At 44.4% G+C, this 23,154-nt stretch carries 19 protein-coding genes and 1 pseudogene; 14 read left to right on the top strand and 6 right to left on the bottom strand.

Annotation, left to right across the window (positions count from 1 at the left end):
- Positions 1–6: 6 nt before the first annotated feature.
- The 7 genes from B5D59_RS07900 (at position 7) to B5D59_RS07870 (ending at position 6,729) form a co-directional block, all read left to right on the top strand.
- Complete coding sequence (locus tag B5D59_RS07900) at positions 7–576, top strand: peroxiredoxin family protein (protein WP_078817547.1); 570 nt, start codon at positions 7–9, stop codon at positions 574–576.
- Between the two features lie 37 nt (positions 577–613).
- Entirely contained in the window at positions 614–1,297 is a 684-nt protein-coding gene (locus B5D59_RS07895) for a response regulator transcription factor (protein ID WP_078817546.1), read from the top strand.
- The gene (locus tag B5D59_RS07890) at positions 1,290–2,372 is read left to right on the top strand and encodes a sensor histidine kinase (protein WP_078817545.1); all 1,083 of its coding nucleotides are present in this window, start codon (positions 1,290–1,292) and stop codon (positions 2,370–2,372) included. The genes B5D59_RS07895 and B5D59_RS07890 overlap by 8 nt, the downstream gene beginning before the upstream one ends.
- A 334-nt stretch (positions 2,373–2,706) precedes the next feature.
- Positions 2,707–3,924 carry a multidrug effflux MFS transporter gene (locus tag B5D59_RS07885; protein ID WP_009766442.1) on the top strand — a complete coding sequence of 406 codons (1,218 nt, stop codon included), beginning with the start codon at positions 2,707–2,709 and terminating at the stop codon, positions 3,922–3,924.
- A 279-nt stretch (positions 3,925–4,203) separates the two neighbouring features.
- Complete coding sequence (gene fumC, locus B5D59_RS07880; RefSeq protein ID WP_078817544.1) at positions 4,204–5,589, top strand: class II fumarate hydratase; 1,386 nt, start codon at positions 4,204–4,206, stop codon at positions 5,587–5,589.
- A gap of 84 nt (positions 5,590–5,673) precedes the next feature.
- Entirely contained in the window at positions 5,674–6,189 is a 516-nt protein-coding gene (locus B5D59_RS07875; RefSeq protein WP_078817543.1) for a PCYCGC motif-containing (lipo)protein, read from the top strand.
- Positions 6,190–6,309: 120 nt separating this feature from the next.
- On the top strand, positions 6,310–6,729 hold the full coding sequence (locus B5D59_RS07870; protein ID WP_078817542.1) for a hypothetical protein: 420 nt from the start codon (positions 6,310–6,312) through the stop codon (positions 6,727–6,729).
- 79 nt (positions 6,730–6,808) lie between these two features.
- Here B5D59_RS07870 and queC read toward each other — a convergent pair whose 3' ends face one another.
- Positions 6,809–7,462 (bottom strand): 7-cyano-7-deazaguanine synthase QueC, encoded by a 654-nt coding sequence (gene queC / locus B5D59_RS07865; RefSeq protein WP_009766438.1) that lies wholly within the window; start codon positions 7,460–7,462, stop codon positions 6,809–6,811.
- A 161-nt stretch (positions 7,463–7,623) separates the two neighbouring features.
- Here queC and B5D59_RS07860 point away from each other — a divergent pair, with 161 nt between their 5' ends.
- Together B5D59_RS07860 and B5D59_RS07855 are read left to right on the top strand one after the other, a co-directional pair.
- Positions 7,624–8,616, top strand: coding sequence for a GNAT family N-acetyltransferase (locus B5D59_RS07860; RefSeq protein ID WP_245799482.1), 993 nt, complete (start codon positions 7,624–7,626; stop codon positions 8,614–8,616).
- Positions 8,613–9,290 (top strand): Dph6-related ATP pyrophosphatase, encoded by a 678-nt coding sequence (locus tag B5D59_RS07855; protein ID WP_078817541.1) that lies wholly within the window; start codon positions 8,613–8,615, stop codon positions 9,288–9,290. Before B5D59_RS07860 ends, B5D59_RS07855 begins: the two co-directional genes overlap by 4 nt.
- A 150-nt stretch (positions 9,291–9,440) precedes the next feature.
- On the opposite strand, the gene B5D59_RS07850 is transcribed toward B5D59_RS07855, so the two are convergent.
- A complete protein-coding gene (locus tag B5D59_RS07850) occupies positions 9,441–10,226 on the bottom strand; it encodes an arylamine N-acetyltransferase family protein (protein ID WP_078817540.1) in 786 nt (261 codons plus the stop codon).
- Positions 10,227–10,516: 290 nt separating this feature from the next.
- Between B5D59_RS07850 and B5D59_RS07845 the strand changes: the two are divergent.
- From B5D59_RS07845 to B5D59_RS07835, 3 genes and pseudogenes are all read left to right on the top strand, one after another.
- Positions 10,517–11,210 (top strand): annotated as a pseudogene (locus tag B5D59_RS07845) (acetate uptake transporter).
- A gap of 174 nt (positions 11,211–11,384) precedes the next feature.
- On the top strand, positions 11,385–12,833 hold the full coding sequence (locus tag B5D59_RS07840; RefSeq protein ID WP_078817539.1) for a bifunctional metallophosphatase/5'-nucleotidase: 1,449 nt from the start codon (positions 11,385–11,387) through the stop codon (positions 12,831–12,833).
- A 100-nt stretch (positions 12,834–12,933) separates the two neighbouring features.
- Positions 12,934–14,484, top strand: coding sequence for an arylsulfotransferase family protein (locus tag B5D59_RS07835; protein ID WP_245799481.1), 1,551 nt, complete (start codon positions 12,934–12,936; stop codon positions 14,482–14,484).
- Between the two features lie 110 nt (positions 14,485–14,594).
- Here B5D59_RS07835 and B5D59_RS07830 read toward each other — a convergent pair whose 3' ends face one another.
- The 4 genes from B5D59_RS07830 to B5D59_RS07815 form a co-directional block, all read right to left on the bottom strand.
- Positions 14,595–16,646, bottom strand: coding sequence for a catalase (locus tag B5D59_RS07830; RefSeq protein WP_176132528.1), 2,052 nt, complete (start codon positions 16,644–16,646; stop codon positions 14,595–14,597).
- Positions 16,647–16,860: 214 nt separating this feature from the next.
- On the bottom strand, positions 16,861–17,676 hold the full coding sequence (locus B5D59_RS07825; protein WP_342536768.1) for a cytochrome c oxidase assembly protein: 816 nt from the start codon (positions 17,674–17,676) through the stop codon (positions 16,861–16,863).
- Positions 17,636–18,139: a DUF2243 domain-containing protein gene (locus tag B5D59_RS07820; protein ID WP_009766428.1), complete on the bottom strand. Its 504-nt coding sequence runs from the start codon at positions 18,137–18,139 to the stop codon at positions 17,636–17,638. The genes B5D59_RS07825 and B5D59_RS07820 overlap by 41 nt, the downstream gene beginning before the upstream one ends.
- Positions 18,140–18,559: 420 nt before the next feature.
- Positions 18,560–19,690, bottom strand: coding sequence for a polysaccharide deacetylase family protein (locus B5D59_RS07815; protein WP_176132527.1), 1,131 nt, complete (start codon positions 19,688–19,690; stop codon positions 18,560–18,562).
- 297 nt (positions 19,691–19,987) lie between these two features.
- Between B5D59_RS07815 and B5D59_RS07810 the strand changes: the two genes are divergently transcribed.
- The gene (locus B5D59_RS07810; RefSeq protein ID WP_078817535.1) at positions 19,988–21,583 is read left to right on the top strand and encodes an acyl-CoA dehydrogenase family protein; all 1,596 of its coding nucleotides are present in this window, start codon (positions 19,988–19,990) and stop codon (positions 21,581–21,583) included.
- Positions 21,584–21,598: 15 nt separating this feature from the next.
- The gene (locus B5D59_RS07805; protein ID WP_009766424.1) at positions 21,599–23,098 is read left to right on the top strand and encodes a class I adenylate-forming enzyme family protein; all 1,500 of its coding nucleotides are present in this window, start codon (positions 21,599–21,601) and stop codon (positions 23,096–23,098) included.
- The last annotated feature ends 56 nt before the right edge of the window (positions 23,099–23,154 follow it).

The following is a 23,154-nucleotide window of genomic DNA, read 5'->3' as shown; positions in this document are numbered from 1 at the left end:
TCATGAGTGAAGAAGAGCATGGTGTTACTAGCTGTTGTAATGGTCTTGGTCGGTTGGGCCGTTTATGACTTTTCCTTTTCAAAAAAGGAAACAGCAAAGGGCCGACCGCTTCAGGCAGAGGTTTCTAGTCCAGTAGATTCCAATGAAATCGGAATTCAGCGTGGCCAATTGGCACCTGACTTTGAATTGAAGACATTGGAAGGGAAGACAGTCCAATTATCAGATTATAAAGGACAGCGGGTTTTATTGAATTTTTGGGCGACTTGGTGTCCGCCCTGCAGAGCTGAGATGCCTGATATGCAAAAGTTGTATACGAAAAGTAACTTGGATGTTGAAATATTGGCAGTCAATCTAACATCTACAGAAAACAATGAAGAAGTGGTCGCTCCATTTGTGGAGGAATATGGGCTGACATTTCCTGTCTTAATGGACAGAAGCTCAGAAGTGAGCAATCTATATAGCGTCTATGCGTATCCTACAACGTACATGATTGATTCGGCTGGCCGAATCCAATTCGTTGCACTTGGGGCAATAAATTATGATTTGATGGTACAAGAAGTGGAGAAGATGAAATAAGGACTTAACGATTGTACAATAACGAGGAGGTGATCAGGTGAAGCAGACAATATTGGTAGTTGAAGATGATCAGCTAATCCGTGAATTAATTTGCATCTATTTGAAAAAAGACGGATACGATGTAATTGCGGCGGTCGATGGCGAAGAAGCGAAAGAACTTTTCCTAATGCATCATCCTTGTTTGATTGTACTAGATCTGATGCTGCCAAAATGCAGTGGGGAAGAATACTGTAAGTGGGTGAAAGACCAAGGGTTAAATGAAGTTTCTATTATTATGCTCTCTGCGAAAGTCCATACGAATGATAAAATTAACGGATTGCGAATGGGTGCCGATGATTATATGACAAAACCGTTTGATCCGGATGAACTCCTTGCACATGTGGAGGCGGTCTTGCGAAGAACCGGTCAGTTCTGCCAAAAGATTGCTTACGATGGGCTATGCATCAAACCTAGAAAGGGAGAAGTGCTGCTTTTCGATCAAAAAATAAATTTGACGAAACACGAATTTAATTTATTATTTCATTTCATGGAAAATCCGAATATCGTTTTGACACGGGAGGACCTCCTTCACCAATTGTATCCGTATGGCGATAAGGTTGTGTTGGATCGGACCATCGATGCTCATGTAAAGAAACTAAGAGAAAAAATCGAAGAGGTTCCTTCTTCCCCTAAACGCATTCTAACGGTACGGGGAATGGGATATAAATTTGCGCATGATTAAGTTAGTCAGGACATTTCTGCCGAAACAGCTCCTCTGGCGGCTGACTTTTTTGAATGTCTTCGCAATCTCGCTTTTCATCATCCTGAGCAGTTTCGCTATTTATAATACAGCCTGTGTGCTGGTGGATGGGATGGGAACGATGGATGAACAACGGCAAAATCATTTTAATGCCACCCTGTTACAATATTTATGGATATTCAGCATATCCACCATTTTAATGGGAAGCCTCATTCATTTTTATTTAACATGGAAGTTGATCCGTCCATTAGAAGAACTGATTGAATCGACTAAAGACATGAAAAAAGGACGTTATCCCGATATGATCCAAACAAAATCCAGAGGAGAAATAGGGGAATTGATCATCCATTTTAATGAATTGGTGCAACAATTGAAAAACAATCAGCAATCTCGCCAGAAGCTTGTAACGGATCTTTCCCATGAATTCCGAACCCCTTTGTCGAATTTAACGAGCTATCTTATTGCTTTACGTAATGGTGTGATTGTAGGAGATAGAGAATTATTCGATGCACTTAGCGGTGAATCGAAACGTCTAACTACGATGGTGGAGCAGCTGGAGCAATTAAAGGAATGGGATTACGTTGCGAAACAAACGTTCACAGAAAAAGAACGGGTAGATATGCGATTGCTGATAGAACAATCCATTGAAATGTTTCATTGGACGTTAGAGGAAAAAGGTATCCCCGTAATAGTTGAAGCCGATGTTGGAATGGTAAATGTATACAACGGTGGCATCCCACAAGTTCTCAGCAACATCATCGATAACGCCATTCGCTATTATGAAGGGAAAGAGCCCATCATAATACATGGTGAATCTACGGAAGAAGGTTATCGGGTTTCAATCAGCAGTGAAGGTCAAGAGATCACAGAGGCAGAAAGAACTAAAGTGTTTGAAAGGTTTTATCAAGGTGACGCACCGCGAAGTCATAGGACAGGTGGAACAGGACTTGGTCTGGCGATTTCTAAAGAGATCATCGAGCATCATAATGGTCGGGTTGGATTAAATTCCATAAAGAACCACTATCATACTTTTTGGTTCACAATACCGCTTGAATAGTCAGTTTCTATGTAAGTATTTACAAAAGTAATGCATCAATTGTGCTTCCGGCTGTTTACCATTTTCAAAATTTGATGTTTACTGCTCATGCTGAATTTGTGATATGTCTTTGCTATTCGGAATACGATATAAGCAGTTTATGCAATGAAGGCGGGACACTACTAAAGTTGTGCAATACGGAAAGGGCATCTCAATTATTGAGTTGCTCTTTTTTTACTGAATTCGGCTTGTTGTGTTCCAAAATGAAATACGTGTGGTTATTGACTTTGACAGATCAGCAATTGTTCTGCATGCTATACTTAGAGAATTCTAATGAAGAAAAGGGTTTTGTATAATGAACAAACAATTACAGAAAAGAATACCGTTGCCGACGTTTTGGCTCGTGTTGCTGCTCGGCTCATTGACAGCATTCGGCCCGTTGTCGATGGACATGTATTTACCCGGACTGCCGATCGTGGCAGAAGATTTGCAAGCTTCCACATCACTTGCTCAATTAAGTTTGACTGCGTGTTTGATAGGCTTAGGAGCAGGTCAGCTCGTATTCGGACCAATGAGTGATATTTATGGAAGACGAAAGCCGCTTGTCGTCACATTGATCATCTATGCAGCAGCTTCGATCTTGTGTGCATTCAGCACGAACATCTGGACATTTGTCTTGCTGCGTTTCATTCAAGGGATGACGGGAGCAGCAGGGATTGTTATAGCTCGTGCATGTGCGCGAGATTTATACACAGGTAAGGAATTGACGAAGTTTATGGCACTCTTGTCCATCGTCAATGGAGTTGCTCCGATCATGGCTCCAATAGCGGGCGGCGCCGTGTTGAGCTTTGCATCATGGCAAGTCGTGTTTTTCATCCTAGGCGGGATTGGACTGCTGATGTTTTTAGCCACATCGCTTTTCCTGCCGGATACTTTGCCGGTCGAACAGCGCTCTGAAGGCGGGATGTTAGCCGTCGTCAAGACATTCGGCGGTTTATTAAAAGATAAGTGGTTTATGGGAATTGCGCTAACACAAGGCTTTGTTATGTCGAGCATGTTTGCGTATATCGCCGGATCGCCATTCGTGCTACAGAACATCTACGGCGTATCCGCACAGCAATTTTCTTTGTTTTTTGCTTTGAACGGCATCGGCATCATCATCGCAGCCCAAGTGACAGGGCGTTTGGCAGGCCGTATCCATGAAGTGAAGTTCCTAATGACGGGGGTATTGATCTCATTTTCAGGCAGCGTCCTTTTGTTGTTGGTTGTCTGGAATGAATGGCCACTCTTCATGATGGGAACTGCCCTGTTCATCGTCGTCTCAAGCGTTGGAATGGTCTCAACGTCTGCATTTTCACTCGCCATGCAAAGCCAAGGGAAATCAGCAGGCAGCGCGGCCGCATTCCTCGGACTCGTGCCCTTCATCGGCGGAGCTATCGTCTCCCCATTAGTTGGTCTGGCTGGAGACTTCTCTGCTTGGCCAATGGGCATCGTCATTTTAGCCTGCAGCAGCAGTGCGTTGCTCGTATTTATGACAGTAGTGAAGAAAGCTTTTCGCGATCTGGCTATATAGTTAATGAACGGTTTTTTAAGTTTTCGGAAGCGTCACTAGTTGATTGGGGCGGAAGACGGCCGACTCCTGGGGGATCAGCGTGCGCTTAAGACCCTGGACTGAACGAAGTGAAGGAAGCGGCTTAAGCCACGCCCCCCGGAAAGCGTGCCGTCTGGAGTCCCAATCAACGGTGCCAGGACAAGATACACCCGCTCAACCCTTTTTAATTCAAATTTCCGAAAAAATAAGGCATGATAGAGAGAGAGTCTGATTACTATTTTTCGAGAGGCGGATGGAAAGATGGAATATCGTATTGAACATGACACATTTGGTGAAATTAAAGTACCTGCGGAGAAATTATGGGGTGCGCAAACACAGCGCAGTAAGCAAAACTTCAAAATCGGCGGCGAACGGATCCCGCTGGGCGTCATCCAAGCATTTGCCCATCTGAAGAAATCAACAGCTATCGCAAGCCATTCATTCGGCAATTTATCCGAAGCGAAAATGAAAGCCATCAAAACAGCAGCGGAAGAAGTCATCGAAGGAAAATGGGACGACCACTTCCCGTTAGTCGTTTGGCAAACAGGAAGCGGCACACAATCCAATATGAATATGAATGAAGTATTGGCCAACCGTGGCAATCAACTGCTCGAGGAGTGGGGAGAAGAAGACCGCCTGCACCCGAATGACGACGTCAATAAATCACAAAGTTCCAACGATACATTCCCGACGGCACTACATGTGGCGGGCGTTATCGCAGTGGAGCGTGAAGTACTTCCAGCAATCGATAAATTAAAAGAGACATTCGAAAAGAAATCTGAAGACTTCAAGGACATCATCAAAATTGGCCGGACGCACCTGCAAGATGCGACGCCGCTTACACTTGGACAGGAAATCAGCGGATGGCACCGGATGCTTGAGAAAACACACAGCATGCTAGAAACGAGCGTGCAGTCAATGAAGGAACTTGCGATCGGCGGTACGGCAGTTGGTACAGGACTTAATGCGCCAGCTGGATTCGGTGAAAAAGTAGCAGAGGAAATTTCAAAATCTGTCGGTATTGATTTCACGTCGGCTGAAAATAAATTCCACGCACTGACAAGCTATGATGAAGTCGTCTACACACATGGTGCATTGAAAGCTCTGGCTGCTGACTTAATGAAAGTAGCGAATGACGTTCGTTGGTTAGCAAGCGGTCCGCGTTCAGGCATCGGCGAAATCACGATTCCGGAGAACGAACCAGGCAGCTCAATCATGCCAGGTAAAGTGAACCCGACGCAAAGTGAGGCATTGACGATGGTCGTCGCACAAGTGATGGGGAACGACGCGACAATCGGCTTTGCGGCTAGCCAAGGGAACTTTGAATTAAACGTTTTTAAACCAGTCATCATCTATAACTTCCTCCAATCTGCAAAGTTATTGGCAGACGGAATGATCAGCTTCAATGATAATTGTGCAGTCGGTATCGAACCGAATCGCGAAGAAATCGATAACAAAGTGAAGAATTCATTGATGCTCGTTACGGCGTTGAACCCGTACATTGGCTATGAAAATGCGGCAAAAATTGCGAAGAAAGCTCATAAAGAAGGTACGACGCTGAAAGAAGCTGCACTTTCCACAGGTCTATTGACTGAAGAACAATTTGACGAATATGTAGATCCGAGCAAAATGACGGGCAATCAATAATTGTCACGAAATTGTACTCCTGTTGATAGTACAAACCTTGTATACTGAAGGCATCACGTCTGTACAAAGGAGTTCGAACTTTACATGAAGAAACTACTCGCAGGATTGGCTGCATTGACATTGGCACTCGCTGCTTGCGGAAACGGTGCGACGGAAAAGCCGGCAGAATCGGATCCTCAAGATGCGAGAGCTGAAGTCGGGCATGTAGAACAACTCGCTAACGGCGACTTACAGGAAATCACTGCCTCAGCGGATGTACTGCCATCCTTCTTGGACGACAAGCCGGAAGATATGCGCATGGTCTATCAAGTCGCTGGTAAGGCGACCGATGTTCTAGAGTATATGCCATGCTACTGCGGTTGCGGCGATAGTGCTGGTCACAAAAGCAATATGAATTGTTTCCTTGACGAAGTACGAGAAGACGGATCAGTTGTTTGGGACGACCATGGCACACGCTGCCTAGTCTGTCTTGAAATCGCAGTGAAATCTGTTCAAATGCAACAGGACGGTAAATCAATGAAAGAAATCCGTGACGCAATTGATGCTGAATACGGAAACGGAGACTATGCGAAGCCTACAGACACACCGATGCCAGCGTAATAACGACTTCCTTTATTCGGATAAGGATTTTGTGCTGCAGATGAACTTCAGAAATTATGAAGTTTGTCTGCAGTCTTTTTTGGGGGAAAACCACAGTCGCGGTAGAAAGGGAATTTTATTATGAAATACATACTGAAAGATCGCTATTTTGAATTTAGTGAAACAGCCGTGACACATGAAGTGTTTAAAATCGGAGAATCGGAAGGAACGCTTTTTGAAGTTGAATTTAAATTGACGTTCTCTTATGGCTTTTTGGATTACGCACACAACTTTGTTTGGTTAAATGAGGATATTGAAACGCTGCTTGAGCAAATCAATAAAATTGGCGGAGAGAACTCAGGAACTCTTGGCACGTTCTCTCCTGGAGTCTCGTTTTCTTATGAAGCATGTGAGTATGAAAAAGGCTTATATGAACTCTCTGTCTTCATGGATACAGGATATATTAACTCCTACATGGGTACAGAATCCAAACTGGGAATCACCCTTACAGCGTCGATGGATGAAATACGAGGTTGGATTGCGGCTATCATTGAGAAATAGAGGAGGGATCGTTGTGATCCTTCCTCTATTTACTAGTTTCAGAAAGTTTTTATTTTGTATGCTTAATAAATTCCAGCTATCAAGCCTCACGTCGCTCTAAATACTCCTCCAATCCCTGACTCCGCAGTTTGCATGCGGGACAAGTTCCGCAACCCGCAGCAGGGATACCGTTATAGCAAGTAAGCGTGCGCTGCTGAATGAAGTCGAATGCGCCGAGTTGATCGGATAATTCCCAGACACTTGCTTTATCGAGCCACATCAACGGTGTATGCATGACGAACTTTGCATCCATTGCTAAGTTCAACGTTACGTTCAATGACTTGACGAACGTATCGCGGCAATCCGGATAGCCGCTGAAATCCGTCTCACTGACGCCTGTGACAAGATGGCGCGCCCCGATTGCTTGAGCGTAGACCGCTGCGAAAGAGAAAAATAGGTGATTACGTCCGGGAACGAAAGTGGACGGCAATTCACCGACTTCTTCTGTAATCTTGATAGTGTCCCGCGTCAGCGCATTCGCGGACAATTGATTGATCAAAGTCATGTCCAATACTTTGAATGAAACACCAAGCTCTTCCGCAATGTTGCGGGCGCATTCGATTTCTGCATGATGGCGCTGGCCATAATCAAATGTCACAGTCGTCACTTCTTTGAATTGTTTCAATGCCCAAAATAGGCAAGTGGTACTGTCTTGGCCGCCGCTGAAGACGACGACTGCTTTTTCTTGTTTCATATGTATTCACTCCGTTAGTAGTTTTTTAGAGAGGGATTTCACGAACCTCTTTAATCGCTTCCATCATACCATAGCCGCACCTCCAAACCGGTCCATTCGTTTCATATGAAAGTAAAAAGGGTATGGTATAATTTAGTCAAATTAGGCAGGAGGGGATTCAGTTGATTCGTTTTGTAGAGTTTGAAGAGCAGTACATATCGCAGATGGCGTCATTACTCGCCGCTAGACATCGAGACGAACGTCAGCGGTTCTCATTTTTGCATGAACGTTTTGAAGATGTAAATGAGGCGGAGAAACGATTGCGCGAAGAAATGAGTAAGCCATATATGGGTGGGATTGTGACGTTGCGTGATGACAATGTGATCGGCTATTTGTTATTCGAATATCGGCAGGATGCCATGCGCGGACGTACAATTTACGTCGGCTATCCTTCATTTGTCATTCATGAAGATGAGCATCCACGACTGGCACGCTTGCTGTATACGGAAGCAGGGGCGGAGTGGGTACGTAATGGCTATTTTGAACACGTACTGGATGTCCCGGTCGGCAATGACGAATTAATTCTTGAGATGCTGGAGCAATCATTTCATTTCGAACAACGTTTTGCTGCCCTGTCATTGGAACGATACCGCGCTCAGCCGGGAGAAAACAGCTTGGTAGCGATGAAGGAATTGGTGGGAGACGAACAATCCACCCTGCGTACGATGGCATCTTGGAATAGCATGCATCAGGCAAAAGCGCCGGCATGGCAGCCGATAACGCAGGAAGCACTTGATCAGGAGCGCGAGACTTTCGAAGCGTATGAAGGAAAAGAAGGGACACGTAGCTGGGTTGCGGAACAGGATGGAGTTCCGGTTGCTTTTCATTTATATACTCCAGCAGATGCACGGCATGCGATGACCACACCGAGTCAGGCGGCGGTACTTGTCCAGGCCGCTACGAACATCGAGCTGCGCGGACAAGGCATCGGCAAGTCGATCGCCAATCACAGCTTCACTCAAATGAAGAAAGCAGGCTATGAATACATTATGACGGATTGGTATACGGCAAACCATCTGGCATCATATTTCTGGCCGAAGCTCGGATTCCGATCGTATATGATCCGCATGGCACGAACAGTGGACGCACGTATTGCGTGGGCGGACGGCCAATGACCGGCGTGAAGTTCGTTGCATCTTGGAGTGGCGGCAAGGACTCTGCGCTTGCCGTTCATCGAGCCGTAAAAGCAGGAAATATTCCAGCAATGTCCTGGACAATGTTCGATAAAGAACAAAACCAATCCAAATCCCATGCATTACCGTTAGAAATCATTCAAGCGCAAGCCAAGCAGCTCGGAGTACCCCTGATGATCCGAAAAGCAGATTGGGCGGGCTATGAGACACAATTTCTCGATGCTATGCGGGTTTGTAAGGCACATGGCATCCCGCAGGCTGTGTTTGGCGACATTGATTTAGAAGATCATCTATCCTGGGTGCAATCGATGTGTGCAAAAGCTGGCATTGATGCGGTTCATCCGTTGTGGGAAGAACCTCGGCGCAAACTGTTAGAGGAATTCATTCGTGAAGGATTCGAGGCGTATATCGTAGTCGTCAATACGAAGCTGATGCCAGCCGAATTCCTTGGCAGACGCTTCACGATTGAATTAATGGATGAACTCGAAGCACTCGGCATCGATAGCTGCGGCGAATCGGGAGAATTCCATACCGTTGTTGTCGATGGGCCTATTTTCAAGGAGCGGATTCCATTGAAGATGGGGGAGACTGTTGAGAAAGATGGCTATGTGTTTTCAATGTGTAAATTAGATGAAAAACTTCCACAAGCTGAATAGGCAATTGTGGAAGTTTTTTGTTTATGGACTTGGCTGGGGCAAAGGAAGAATGTGCGGTCCGGATGGACTTTAGATCGGTTGATCGATACTTTGGTGCGGTGCAATGTCACTTTGGTTCGTTACAGCGAGATTTTGGAGTGTTTCCCGATTTCACGATAGTTCCACTGCCGCATCATACACTCCAGGCGCTGCATGGAGCTTCACCTGTTCCAGTAAATCAGACCGCCGATCAAAACGGATCGTCTTTGTGCGTCCGTCCATCCACTTGCGCGAAAAGCGTTCTTTATTGATTGAGAAAGTGCCATCTTCCACTGTCTTAGCGACCAGCATTGTCTTATTGAATGGGGAATCGGGATGAGTATGAATCAATTCTTTAACCCGATTCAGATCCTCCCAGCCGACGATGTCCGGTTCAAAAGCGCAATGCTTTGTCCAGCCTTCTTCAGACCATCGTTCGCATAACATGGACCCTTTCTCCGTTTTCTGCGAACGTAGGCGATAGCTTCCTGACGGGGAAGTGATTGTTCTGCCATCTAACGCGAGCGGCGCCAACGCCAAATTATTTCCCGACCCGCTGTCAATCAGGTATAGGTTCTCTTTATATTCGAATAAATTGATCGTATGTGTGCGGTCCAAGCCCCATTCTTGTCCTGTCCATACTGTGGCGGATGCGAGAGATACGTTAAAACTCAATTTACGCAAGACGATATGCAGTAAGCCGTTTAGTTCGTAGCAAAGACCTCCGCGTTCTGCATTCACCATCTTATCCAATAAAAATTGCTCCGTGATTGGCTCTTCATTCTTCAATAGGACATCCAAATTTTCGAATTCAAACAGCTGGGCGAATAATCGTTGGACACAGCTTATTTGCTGAATCGGGTTTTCTGATTGACTGTATCCTAGCTGTTCCAATCGTTCAATAATTCGTTGTGGCATGAGTGAATCTTCCTTTCTACACTTTTATTCGGTTGTTTGATTGAGGCTAGTATAGCAGATAAAAAGACTTTCCCAAACTTCTAAATGGCAGATCGAAAGTGGTTAGAAGGGATCGGTTGATTTAAGCGAAATTCTCATCGAGTTTAGAATTGCTATGGAATTAATCTCATTCTGCAGTTCCTATATATTGTGTAATCCATATAATTATCGGAAAAGTATACTGATAACTGGTTGAACAAACAGTAATAAGTGATTTTATATCCAGGGTTTGTTTATTTAATCAGGGTGTCATGAGTATGTATAAAACAGAACAAGTGAATGTCTTTACGGCAGATCCATCCGCAATCGGGCTATTTGGATTGGCGATGGTCACGCTCGTAGCTTCTTCGCAAAAATTATGACTCACTACAGATGTTTCGTTTGTTATCCCTTGGGGCAATATTTTTAGGTGGATTTGCGCAAATAATTGCCTGCATTAACGACTCGAAACTGAATAACACATTTGGTGCGACCGCTTTTGGCGCATACAGATTGTTTTGGCTGGCCGTCGCCTCCTCGTGGATGATTGAAAGAGGTATATTCGGGGAAACGCTGGCTGCAGGTGTAGACCCCAAACAATTGGGTTTTGCGTTCGTCGGTTATCTGATTTTTATGCTATTCATGACGATTGGAGCGATGGAAACGCATAAGGTCATATTCTTCATATTTTTCTGCATCAACTTTCTATTTATCGGGCTGGCTCTCGACAGTTATGGAGTTTTGGGTGCATTCCCACAACAATAAGCCGCTTATTCGGAACTGAGCATTTCATTATTATTATTTTATGAAGCTGCCGCTGCGGTCTTGAATGAACATATCGAAAGAGAGTTTCTACCGGTGGGTAAGCCGTTCGGGCTCTTTAAGAAAGCGGATGAAGCAGCAGTCAAACCTGCACATTCTACTCCAGTAAGCAGCGATTTAAAAGTTGAAAATACATTCAGCTGAATGATAAAGGTTCAGTTAAAACATTAGATGAGTAAATTAATCAAACCGAATGAGGTGTTTACTTTCTATGTAGGCGTCTTTTTTTGTTTGAGACCATGAATGTGAGAATAGGTGTAACCCCCCTCCTAACCGGGAAAAGTAAAAGGACAGAACCTGTTTAGGAGGTCTATCAGTATGCAGGATAAGAAAAATTTGACCTTATTACAAATCAATGACGTACATGGGTATTTGGAAGAGCATTGGGAACATTTTTATGAAGGGAATGAATCGGTCTATACACAAGTCGGTGGGTATGCTCGAATGGCAGGCTATATTCGTCAAGTTCATAAGGAACGCAATGGTTCGGTATTGCTGTTCGATGGTGGCGATACGTTTCATGGGACGCATCCTGTAGTGGATACGAAAGGGCAGATTCTATTGCCGATTTTGCGGGAGATGGGCATAGATGCGATGACAGGACATTGGGATTTTGCGTATGGTCCTGATTACTTACAGGAGTTGGTTGCTTCGTTGGGATATCCAATGCTCGCCATTAATTGCTATGACAAAAAGACAAACAGATTGGCATTCCCTCCTTTTCTAGTGAAAGAAGTAAATGACCTGAAAATAGGCGTGATTGGAATTGCGGCAACGATTGTCGATAAAGTGATGCCGCCAAATTTTAGTGAAGGTGTTTATTTTACGCTGGGGAACGAGGAACTGCCTGACTATATCCAGAAGTTGAAAAAGGAACAGAATGTGGATTTGATTGTTGTGCTTTCGCATTTGGGATTGCCCCAAGATATTCAATTGGCAGAAGAAGTGGACGGTATCCAAGTGTTGCTGAGCGCGCATACACATAATCGGCTGTATGAACCGGTCACCGTCAATGATACGATTATTATTCAATCGGGATGTCACGGCTCATTTGTAGGACGGCTGGATCTCGTAGTAAAGAACAAACAAATTGTAGAGCACGATCATCAACTGGTCTTGATGGATGAACAAATACCGGAAGATAAAGCCATGAAAAAAATAGTGGATGAAGTAATGAGGCCGTATCGCAATCAGTTAGATGAAGTAATCGGCGCGACAGAAACTGGATTGCACCGTCATGCCATTTTGGAAAGCACAATGGACAATTTCCTGCTGAAAGGATTGCTTGACTATACGAAAGCTGAAGTGGCATTTTCAAACGGCTGGAGATATGGCGCTCCTATTCCGCCAGGCGAACTGACGATGAATGATATATGGAACATCATTCCTGTAAATCCGCCCATATCAACCATTACATTGAAGGGAAAAGAGATATGGGAGTTGATGGAGAAAAGTCTTGAAGTGACGTTTTCGAGAAATCCGTACCATCAAATGGGCGGCTATGTAAAGAGAGTCCTCGGTCTGAATCTTTACGCTAAATTGGAAAACCCAAGCGGTCAGCGAATGCAAAGTTTATTTGTTGGCAATGAACCTGTCGCAATGGATCGGCTGTACAATGTAGCTTTTATCACGATGCAAGGTGTGCCGCATTCTTACGGAAAGGATCGCATGAATTTGGAAATTCATGCGGTAGACGCGTTGAAGGAATATGTGATAAAGAATCGGACGATTGAAGCATCATTGCGTGGGACAGTGACATTGATATAAGTGGAAAAGTATTTAATTATCCTTGCAACCTGACCGACTAATGGTTACATGCATTGCATATACATTAGCAAGCTCCTATTAAACTAATCAGGTGATGTAGATGACAATGCGAAGGAATCAATTCGAATCAAAGCACTTTTTTGAGGACGACAAGCACATAACGGATTCGCAAGTATGGCATTTCGTCTCAGCGCCACATTTGCAGACGATGAAGGTAACCGTGAATGTGCATGAGCCAGGGACAGAACAGGGCTACCTATTCGTGGCCCCGTATACGATGTATGGAGAAAATATGGTGGGGCAGACGGGTGCATTGATCCTGGATGAAGCAGGTAACCCGGTCTGGTTCAAATCGGATACTCCCGAAAAACAGAATAGGAATTTCAGGATGCAAGTCTATCATGGGCTACCAGTCCTAACGACATGGCATGGAACGATTTCTGGTACGGAATCTGCCAATCCTCGTCTTCCTATCGGCGACCCGCTGCCTGGCGCGGTCTTCCAGATCTTCAATCAGCATTACCAGTTGATAGAGACAGTAGAGGCGCAAAATGGATACACTGCGGATGTGCATGAGTTTACCATTACCGAACGAAATACAGCCTTGTTTACCGCAGTGAAGCAAGTACCTGCCGATTTGACTGTTTATGGAGGACCGGCGAAAGGCTATATTGATAATTTTGCAATACAGGAAGTTGATTTGTCTACAGGTGAGCTGCTGTATGAATGGGATGTGCTTGCGCATGTCGACCCGGCAAATTCGATGGTTCCTGTTACTGCTGCAGCAGAAAGCAAGGGAATTTGGGATTGTTTCCATGTGAATTCGGTGGAGGAAGGGCCGGATCATACACTGCTGATCAGTATGCGGAATATGTCTGCTATTTATCATATCGATAAGGTAACAGGAGAGATTATCTGGCAGCTTGGCGGAAAACAGAGTGATTTTACCTTCGAGCAGGGCGCAGAGTTCTCGTGGCAGCATCATGCAAGATACCGAAAGAAGAACCGAATCAGCCTCTTTGATAATGCGTGCTGTGCCACACCGGACTCACCGCCTGCTGGTGCGTCGCGTGGCTTGATTTTACAGCTTGATGAGCAGCACATGACAGCAAAGGTGGACCGGACCTATTTTCATGATCCTCCTATTCATGCATCCCACCAGGGGAATATGCAACAACTGCCCAACGGCAACCAGTTGATCGGCTGGGGACAGGGACCTTATGTTTCTGAATTCAAATATGCCGGCAATACGGAGGGGAATCCGGCTTTGCATATGATTTACGATATGCATTTTCCAGGCGATAATTTTACGTACAGAGCATTTAAAAATGAATGGGTTGGACTGCCGCTTGAACCACCTGATATGAGGGTGGGGGTGTATGGGAAACAAATTGCGATTATTTATATGTCGTGGAATGGTGCTACAGAAGTGGAGGCCTGGAAGGTGCTGGCTGGTTGGAACCCCTATGCAATGGCGGTTGTAGCTTTTAAGGAACGAAACGGATTTGAGACAACTGTGAAATTAGATGGTGTTTGTCCGTATTTTCAAGTCTGTGCATTAGATGGCGTTGGTGCTGTGATTGGCAAGTCGCGGATGGTTTGTGCACCGATTTCTTGGGTTAATTTAGGCTGCAAGTCTTCATGGAGCTAAGAACTACTTCGAAAACCGCAATAAAGAAACCTTAGAAACGAGAAATTACTTTCCCGATTCCAAGGTTTTTCGTGATGCTCGGCTGCTTCATGTCAAAAGTTTTCGTATACTTATGTTCGATCCCAGAAACGTTTTTGAGCGATGGCTGCGACAAATTGATTGGCGAAATCTGGGTTATCAGTTGCTGATACGACGCCGATTCCGTTGTTGTGTTCGGTCTGTGCAATATAGGAATCCTTGCCGCTAGAAACTCCGATTGGCTTCAGGTGCATATATTGCATGCGCACAAAATCGAAAATAATCTGATCGAATTTCAGTTGGTTTTGGGATTTTCCGCCTGCGATATAGATTGCATCAAACAGGGACGGGTGAACGGTTAGGAATGTTTTAGTAGGCTCAAGAACTGTACCGTCTTCACCAGTGACTGAACCAAGTTTTTCAGCAATGATTTCCACCATAACACCATTTTCTTTAAGGGTGTCAAGCGTCTCTTTAACCTCTTTTCCGTTAAACCCTTCACCGATCAGCACGCCGACCTTCTGCGTCATTGCAGAATGAGGAGAGTTCAGCTGACTAAGTGAAGCATAGCTTTTGTCTACATCTACGTGTTTGTTTTTTGGACGCTCGACCCCAATATTATCCGCAATCATACCCGCCATCTCGGTATCGACATTGGCCCACATCTCTACATTCATCTCACGTACTTCCTTGCTCTTTACGCTTCCTAAGTGGAAACTGAACGACTCGATCAGGTCCAATCTCTCAGGCTCGGACAAGCTGTTCCAAAAGATTCTGGCTTGTGTATAATAATCTTCGAATGAATCGCTTGGATGTTCCCGCGTCACATTACCTTCCACTTTTTTCGGATAGTTTTCATAGCCACCTTGTTCAGGCGGTGTTTCAGCTGGCGTATTTCCAGCCAATGAATTGCTGTGCATATGGACGTTGTCGGTATCGATCGGATGCTTCTGATAGCCGTCACGGAAGTTGTTGGCGACATCCGCAATCGGGCGGTTCACCGGCAGTTCCTCATAATTTGGAGAGTTCTGACGATACAGTTCAGTATCCCGATAGGCGAATGAACGGCCTTGCAAGACAGGATCATTCGAGAACTCGATACCTGGAACCAGATTGGACGGGTTAAATGCGGATTGTTCTTCTTCCGCAAAGAAATTGTCCATGAGACGGTTCAGCGTCATCTTTCCGATTATTTTCAGTGGAACTTCTTCCTCGGGCCAAAGTTTGGTGTCATCCAAAATATCGAAATCATACTTGAATTCATCTTCTTCAGCGATCAGCTGCACGCCAAGTTCGTATTCTGGATAGGACCCGCTTTCAATTGCCTCGATAATATCACGACGATGGAAGTCTGCGTCTACTCCACCGATCATGTTTGCTTCATCGAGTTTCAAGGAATGCACACCTAACTTTGGTTTCCAAATAAACCGAACGAACGTCGAGATCCCTTTTTCATTGACGAAACGGAATGTGTTGATTGGATAAGCCTCCATCATTCTCCAGCTTCTAGGACGGCCACGCATTGACATCAGCCACATGACCATATGCGCAGATTCAGGATTACTCACTACATAATCCCAAAAATTATCATGCCCGACGGTTGCTTGTGGAATATGTGTTTTTGGTTCAGGTTTTGCCGCGTGTGATACATCCATGAATTTCATTGGATCGCTTAGGATGAAGACAGGGAATTGCAATGAAAGCTGATCATAGTTTCCTTCCTCCGTATAAAACTTGATCGCTATACCCCGGATATCAACTGCTGTGTCCTTCGATCCCCGGTTCCCTACGAAATTGGAAAAGCGGACGAAAAGAGGCGTTTTCTTCCCAGGTTCTTGCAAGAACTTCGCCATTGTATAGTCTTTCATCGATTCATACAATTCAAAGTCTCCGTAAACTCCGAATCCGCGCGCGTGCACAACTTTTTCGGGAATCCGTTCGCGGTTGAAATGAGATTGTTTTTTATAGAAATGAAAGTCTTGCATTAGAAGCGGCCCCCGCTTACCGGCACGCAACGACTTTTGATCGTCTGAAACTTTCATTCCGCTTTCCTCGGTCATTTGCTTATCGGGTCCGGTATTTGTTTGGCGGAATTGTTCCAGTTGTTCGTCTTTACTGTCTTTATTCTTATGGTTCTGATCCATCTCTTCATCATCCTTCTCTTTTAATTTTTTGAGTGCAATCAAGCGTCAAAAAGTTATGAGACTAGCAAGAATTCATCCCGCTAGATATCCCTTTGACTACACATCTTCCCCGAAAGAGACTTTATTAAACTGTAGTAGTTTACAGTTAATAAGTGAATCCGCAAAAAAACAGACACTGCTGCATAGGTGCAGGTGCCTGTTTTCTAAAACTTTGTTACGCGGTGACCGAAACTGCTCGTGTTCGGGGACGTGTAGCCTGAAACCATTTTTTGAATAAAAGAATAATGATGACGAGATCAACAGCATCTCCTCCGTAATACATAAGCATGGCCCCTGTGCGTGCTTGATCAAGAGGTACGCCTTCTGGAGGGTAAGCATAAATGTATTTGGACAAGATCCCGTGTCCTGCAAGAGCAACAATAAAGACTAGAGTCCGGTAAATGTAGCTGAAACGATGGAAAACCGGGTCGATGTACAGTAAGGAAATGGTGAATAAATAGCCCGCCACAAATACATGGATATGAACGAGAACATGTAGCCAGAGTTGGTGGTGCATAGTCATATACAAGTCGGTAGTATACAACAGCCAAAGTCCGCCGATGTTGAGGAAGGTAGCGGTAACAGGGTGAGTATAAAATTTTGAGAGTCGGCTTTTCAGCAAGCGGCACAGCTGCCTTGCATGATGGACTGAGAGCACGCGCAACAACAGTGTCATCGGAGCCGCAAGAGCCAGTAGAAGGGGACCGAGCATTCCAAGGAATAAATGGCCCATCATATGCACAGTGAAGTTCCCGTGGGAAGCTTCGGCAATTGGTCCAATCACGGCGCTCGCCGAGAGTAAAACACCAAAAAACCAGAACATAGTACGAATCCATGGCCATTGGCGCCGAGATGCGTGCCGATTGTTCTTGAAAACTCCTGCAAGATAAAGCACGATAGCCAACACTGCTGGAATGCCAAATAAGACATCGGTAAAAGGGAACGGAAAATCATGCAACATGAAGTTCCCCACTTCCTGCCATCCGCTCATCCTGTCTTGCCGACCTTAATAGCCAAACTCCCGCCAAAATCATGAGTACAGCGCTAATATTCCAAACCAAGTCATACGGGACGATATCGACATTGTAGCGTATTTGGTGAATTCGCATGACTTTATGTTGTATCGTGCCGTCGTATAGCTGAAAGGCCCCACCACCAAGCAGTTTTCCTCCCCAAAACATTTTATGCCATAATGCATCTCGCCTCCGTAAATCGGCGACCAAATATAAGCCGCCGACTGTTGCAAACCAGCTGAACGCGTGAAACAATCCATCTGAAACCAAACCGACTGCGATCGTCGATTTATCATAAAACTTATGCCAATGCAGCAACTGATGAAAAAGAGTCTCGTCCAAGAAAGCTACAAAGCCGAGCCCAAACAATATGCCTGCCCATAAGTTCTTACTAGCGAACTTCGAACGATTCGTCCAGTTGGTTACTTTCTTTATAGTCATATAAGAGTCGCCGCCTTTATGGTGTTTATACTTAATTATTACCAAAAGAATAGGCGGTTAAACCAAGTTTGGAGAGTTTTGGGAATAAATTGGTGGAGGACACGAAGGGATTTCACTTATCTCAAAAGGGCTGTTAAATGCAAAGAAAGATAAAGGAATCTATAAAATGAAGTTTAATCCGATTACTGAAATGTAATAATCAGGGGCTATATGTTATTGTTCAGCAGAATATTATGGAAGCAGCTGCAAATTCTACCGACAGAATATTGGAAGTTTATAGTAATCGTTATTGTGATTGCAGCAATTTCTGCTAAGCTTCCATGTCATGATAAAGCCTCTTCTTGAATAAACTACCAGGCCCCCAAATCTGTAAAGTTTGGGGGCCTGGTAATACATATATACATAAGGACTTAGCGTTTATCACAAACGTTTATCGGCATAAAAGTTGTTCACCGTATGATGTGCAGGATCATATGGCTTCAAGACATAACCTTGCGCTTGAAGCCATTCAATGATCTCGGGAAGGACTTTTGTGGTTTGGCTGCGGTCATGCATGAGAATCACGATGTTCCGATTACCTGTTGCATAGGCTTTCTTCACGCTTGTTTGAATGTTTTTCACGATGCGTCCCGCCTGTTGGTTCGTATATTTCCAATCCTCCGAATCAACGTTCCAGTCCCATAGTTTATAATCGTAGCGGATGAGCTCATTTCGCATAGCTGCAGTCACATACGGCTTGCTGCCATAAGGAACACGCACCAACTTGGTATCGTTTCCAGTGATTTGCTCAATCAGCCTAAGCCCTTTATTCATCTCATCCATGAAACTTTTTGTAGTCTGATAGACCTTATTGGCGTCATGCGTCATACTGTGTGAGCCGATATAATGACCGGCTGCTGCTGTCTCTTTGACAATTTTTCGTTGATCCTTCATTTGATTTCCAATGAAGAAAAAGGTTCCTTTGACGTTATACTTTTTCAAGATGGCGGTATTGGCAGATGTGAATCGATTCGGTCCATCGTCAAATGTGAGATAGACATTCGCTTTGCCACTGGCTTCCGGCTTTGCTTGCATGTGCATCTTGATGACGGATTCGAAATTTACATGCGGCATATGTTTGTAATCATCGCGATAAATCCGCAGTGTCTTAAATTTAGGGAAGTAATGTGTTTTGAAGCCCAGTTCGTCCGCGATGTATGTGACCGTAATATACAATTTTCCATTCAGCTCAACAATCGGTGAACTGGTCTGGAGAATGCCGTCTTTCCTCGTTTCCTTAGTTGCATAGTCATACGTATAGTCGACGCCTCTTTTACGTACATGCATGACGCCGTCTTCAATTTCCAAAGGCAGATAAAGGAACTTTGCGATTTCACCTAAAGGGACACGGGTATTGTTGCCGATAACAGATACGTCATCAATTGGTAATATCCTGTCATGCAACCCGATATAACGTTTATCAGGTGTAACAGCCGCTTCTGCAGAAATAGATTCGAGAATTAGAAGCGAGGCGAATAATACTCCGAGCAATCCCCAGATTCTTTTTTTCATTTTCATCCCTCATTTCGTATAGAGTAGGTCGTAATCGTAATTTAGTATCTTTCGACAAATCTATGAAATCTCCTATACTCATCGCAACATACAATAGTCTAAATTTTTAGCGAAAACAATTAAGTTATTTACTTTGGAGAAATCGGTGCCAACCTCTCCGGAAACCTTCCGGCACAAGTAGTTGGTTAGATAACTTTTTCGTATCTTCATTAAAAACTATTATTCTAAAAACATGGGTAAACGCTGTTTACTTTCGAAATTTAGATGGTAGAATATTCTGTAATAGGAGGTATTACTATGTTTTGCGTAAAGAAGAATCCCCAATATACATTTGACTCGTTCTTGGCTGTAAAGGATACATTGGATGATTTGGACAATCCTTTTTTAGTGGAGGTGTTGTCGAATTTGTCTAAAGAAGATTGGGGGGAGATGCATCGCAGACTTCAACCATTCGCAAACAAACTTTCCACTTCGTGGCGAGCGACGGTCAATGAAATTGCCAGACCCGAAAATCATCCGAAGTTGCGTCAATATGATGCATACAATCGCCGAATTGATCGCATTGTTCGTCCGGCGGAAGCGCTTAAACTCACAGAAGAAGTATTTGGTGAAGGGCTATTTTCAATGAAACAACTTACTTACGAAGGAATTATGAAACGCTATCTCCTACATGGGAATGGTGAAGCAGGAATTACATGTCCTGTAGCATGTACGGATGGTCTGATTGAATTGATTGAAGCATTTTATGAAGAAGTTCCAAATGAGGTCAAAGAGATTCACACACATGCAAAAGAAGGGATCGATGGGAACTTCGCTATTGGCGCGCAATTCATGTCGGAGATCCAAGGAGGTTCGAACATTCCTGCCAATCTACTAGAGGCGGTACCGATGGATACGCATTATCTATTGTATGGCAATAAATTTTTCTGTTCCGCTGTGCATGCTGATTATTCGGTAGTAACGGCAAAAATAGAAGGTACGGAGAATATTGCCGTATTTGTTGTGCCCTCCTATTTGCCAGGAGACAAAGAGAAAGAACTACGGAATGGCTACCGCATTAATCGATTAAAATGGAAATTGGGCACAAGTGAGCTTCCTTCCGGAGAAATTGATTACGAAGGGGCGGTAGCATACCGAATTGGACCTGAAGACCGTGGGGTTGCTTTAGCGGTCGGCATCGTTCTGACGCGTTCTCGCTTGGACATCGGCTTTGCCAGTGCAGCATTTGTCATGCGTGCAGCTAGAGAGGCGAAGCTTTATGCGCGCTTCCGCCATGTGTTCGACCGGACGATTGATGGTTTTCCGATGGCAGCTGCACAACTGGAAGAACTCGAAGGGGCAGCAAAGCGAATGACGGCTACAGCGTTTCATCTGTATAAGATGTTTTTGGAGCAAGATGACTACGATGAGCTGCAGCAGTTTGCTTTGCGGGAATTGATTTTACTGCAGAAAATATATGCTGCCAAAGAAGCTGTCGATCATTTACGGTTGGCAATATCCCTTTTCGGCGGGCATGGTGCAATAGAAGATTTTTCAGCCATACCGAGATTGTTTCGGGATAGTCTTGTCAATGAACTATGGGAAGGACCGCGAAATGTATTGCTGACACAAATTTATCGGGATCTTTTCCAGCTGCGTAAAACCGTACCGATTGAGACGGTTTTAGAAACCATGTTTCCGCATCTATCTCTAATAGATGTGACACAATATACTTCGCGCATCGAGGCGATCATGGGGATTAATATTATGGAAGCTCCGACCCCATTCAATAAGATGGCTGCGATGAATTGGGAATCGTTATGGGAGGAACTGTTTTTGTCATTTCAACAAGCTGTGACGAAACCTTTTGAAGAGCAACCGATTTTAAGAGAGGAAATACTGAATAACTTATAGAGGGGTGTTCGGGAGATGGAGATGAATATTGGAAGCGTATTGCGCAGTAGAGCAATAATGATGGGGGAGAAGGTCGGCTTTATACATGGCGATACCAAGATTACTTTTGAAGAGATGAATAAGCGGGCGAATTCGTTTTCCGAGTATCTGCAGGAAATAGGTTTGAGCAAAGGCGACACCATGGCCATACTATGTAAAAATAATGAACAGGCAATTGCCGCGTTTTTTGGTGCCGCAAAGATCGGAGTCATTTCAGTCATGGTGAATTGGCGCCTAGGGAAAGAGGAGTTGCAATATATTCTTTCGCATAGTGAAGCAAAATTAATTGTCTACGATGAAGTGTTCCAGACAACCATTGAAGATCTGAAGAAAATGATCCCGGCATCCCATTATATTTCCAGTAGCACATCACCATCCTTTTCTTCCGTTTGGGGACAAAAGACGAGAGAGCCTATATATGAAACAACCGGAAATGATCCAATCCTTATCATGTATACATCCGGGACAACAGGTAAACCAAAAGGAGCATTATTGTCGCATAATAATCTCTTAGCCACGTCCATAGGCTTGTCCCATACGATTGATTGGCGGGAGAGTGATAAGTTCCTGATGGTAGCTCCATTTTTCCATATCGGAGGCTTGGCACCGTTAATCACGAATGTCCATACAGGTGCTGCCATGATTCTGATGGAAGATTTCAATCCGACAGCAGCTTGGAAACTAATTGAATCAGAACGGATCACAACGATGATGACTGTGCCCGCCATGTTGACATTTCTTCTGAAAACGTATCCAGCAGTCTCCGCCGATATTTCTTCATTGCGTAACATCACTTGTGGGGCATCGGCTGTTCCAGCTCCTCTCATTTTGCAGTTTAGGGAGATGGGGATTCCGGTTCAGCAAGTCTATGGAATTACGGAATATGCCGGTGCTGTAACATTCTGGAAGGAAACGCAACATCCTGATAAATATGATTCCATGGGTAAACCGGTTATGCATGGGACGCTGCGAATTGCGGATACAGACTCCAAAGAGACATTGCCGAACGGTGAAATAGGAGAAATTATTATCGGCGGACCACAAGTATTTGTCGGATACTATAAAAATGAAGAAGCGTATATGAGTACAGTGATTGACGGGGAATTCCACACAGGAGATATTGGCTATATTGATGAACAAGGGTTTCTCTATGTCGTGGACCGACTGAAAGATTTGATTATCAGCGGCGGTGAAAATATTTACTCATCAGAACTTGAGCAAACATTAGCCCAGCATCCAGCCGTCGCGGACGTGGCGGTCGTAGGCATGGTGAATGAACAATGGGGCGAAGTACTAAAAGCCTTCATCGTGAAAGCTAAAGACGTAGAGGTATCAGTGGAAGATATAATAGAATTTAGTAAGGAAAAGTTAGCATCCTACAAAGCTGTGAAAGAGGTAGTGTTTGTAGATCAATTGCCACGCAATGCGGTCGGGAAGATCCTGAAGCAAAGATTAAAAGAAATGGTCTCTATTTAATAAGTGAAATAGGAAAAATGAAGGCCGAGGGATTGCACTAAAGTCAGAGGTATCTT

The organism is Sporosarcina newyorkensis (assembly GCF_900167515.1).
Lineage (GTDB): Bacteria > Bacillota > Bacilli > Bacillales_A > Planococcaceae > Sporosarcina > Sporosarcina newyorkensis.
The sequence above is the reverse complement of the archived record's forward strand: the minus strand, read 5'-3'. Positions and strand labels throughout refer to the sequence as shown.

Excerpts from the sequence above, each read along its gene's own strand:
- B5D59_RS07890 (WP_078817545.1), top strand. The coding sequence starts at position 1,290 with ATGATTAAGTTAGTCAGGACATTTCTGCCGAAACAGCTCCTCTGGCGG.
- B5D59_RS07885 (WP_009766442.1), top strand. The coding sequence starts at position 2,707 with ATGAACAAACAATTACAGAAAAGAATACCGTTGCCGACGTTTTGGCTC.
- fumC (WP_078817544.1), top strand. The coding sequence starts at position 4,204 with ATGGAATATCGTATTGAACATGACACATTTGGTGAAATTAAAGTACCT.
- B5D59_RS07875 (WP_078817543.1), top strand. The coding sequence starts at position 5,674 with ATGAAGAAACTACTCGCAGGATTGGCTGCATTGACATTGGCACTCGCT.
- B5D59_RS07870 (WP_078817542.1), top strand. The coding sequence starts at position 6,310 with ATGAAATACATACTGAAAGATCGCTATTTTGAATTTAGTGAAACAGCC.
- queC (WP_009766438.1), bottom strand. The coding sequence starts at position 7,462 with ATGAAACAAGAAAAAGCAGTCGTCGTCTTCAGCGGCGGCCAAGACAGT.
- B5D59_RS07855 (WP_078817541.1), top strand. The coding sequence starts at position 8,613 with ATGACCGGCGTGAAGTTCGTTGCATCTTGGAGTGGCGGCAAGGACTCT.
- B5D59_RS07850 (WP_078817540.1), bottom strand. The coding sequence starts at position 10,226 with ATGCCACAACGAATTATTGAACGATTGGAACAGCTAGGATACAGTCAA.
- B5D59_RS07840 (WP_078817539.1), top strand. The coding sequence starts at position 11,385 with ATGCAGGATAAGAAAAATTTGACCTTATTACAAATCAATGACGTACAT.
- B5D59_RS07835 (WP_245799481.1), top strand. The coding sequence starts at position 12,934 with ATGACAATGCGAAGGAATCAATTCGAATCAAAGCACTTTTTTGAGGAC.
- B5D59_RS07830 (WP_176132528.1), bottom strand. The coding sequence starts at position 16,646 with ATGGATCAGAACCATAAGAATAAAGACAGTAAAGACGAACAACTGGAA.
- B5D59_RS07825 (WP_342536768.1), bottom strand. The coding sequence starts at position 17,676 with ATGAGCGGATGGCAGGAAGTGGGGAACTTCATGTTGCATGATTTTCCG.
- B5D59_RS07820 (WP_009766428.1), bottom strand. The coding sequence starts at position 18,139 with ATGACTATAAAGAAAGTAACCAACTGGACGAATCGTTCGAAGTTCGCT.
- B5D59_RS07815 (WP_176132527.1), bottom strand. The coding sequence starts at position 19,690 with ATGAAAAAAAGAATCTGGGGATTGCTCGGAGTATTATTCGCCTCGCTT.
- B5D59_RS07810 (WP_078817535.1), top strand. The coding sequence starts at position 19,988 with ATGTTTTGCGTAAAGAAGAATCCCCAATATACATTTGACTCGTTCTTG.
- B5D59_RS07805 (WP_009766424.1), top strand. The coding sequence starts at position 21,599 with ATGGAGATGAATATTGGAAGCGTATTGCGCAGTAGAGCAATAATGATG.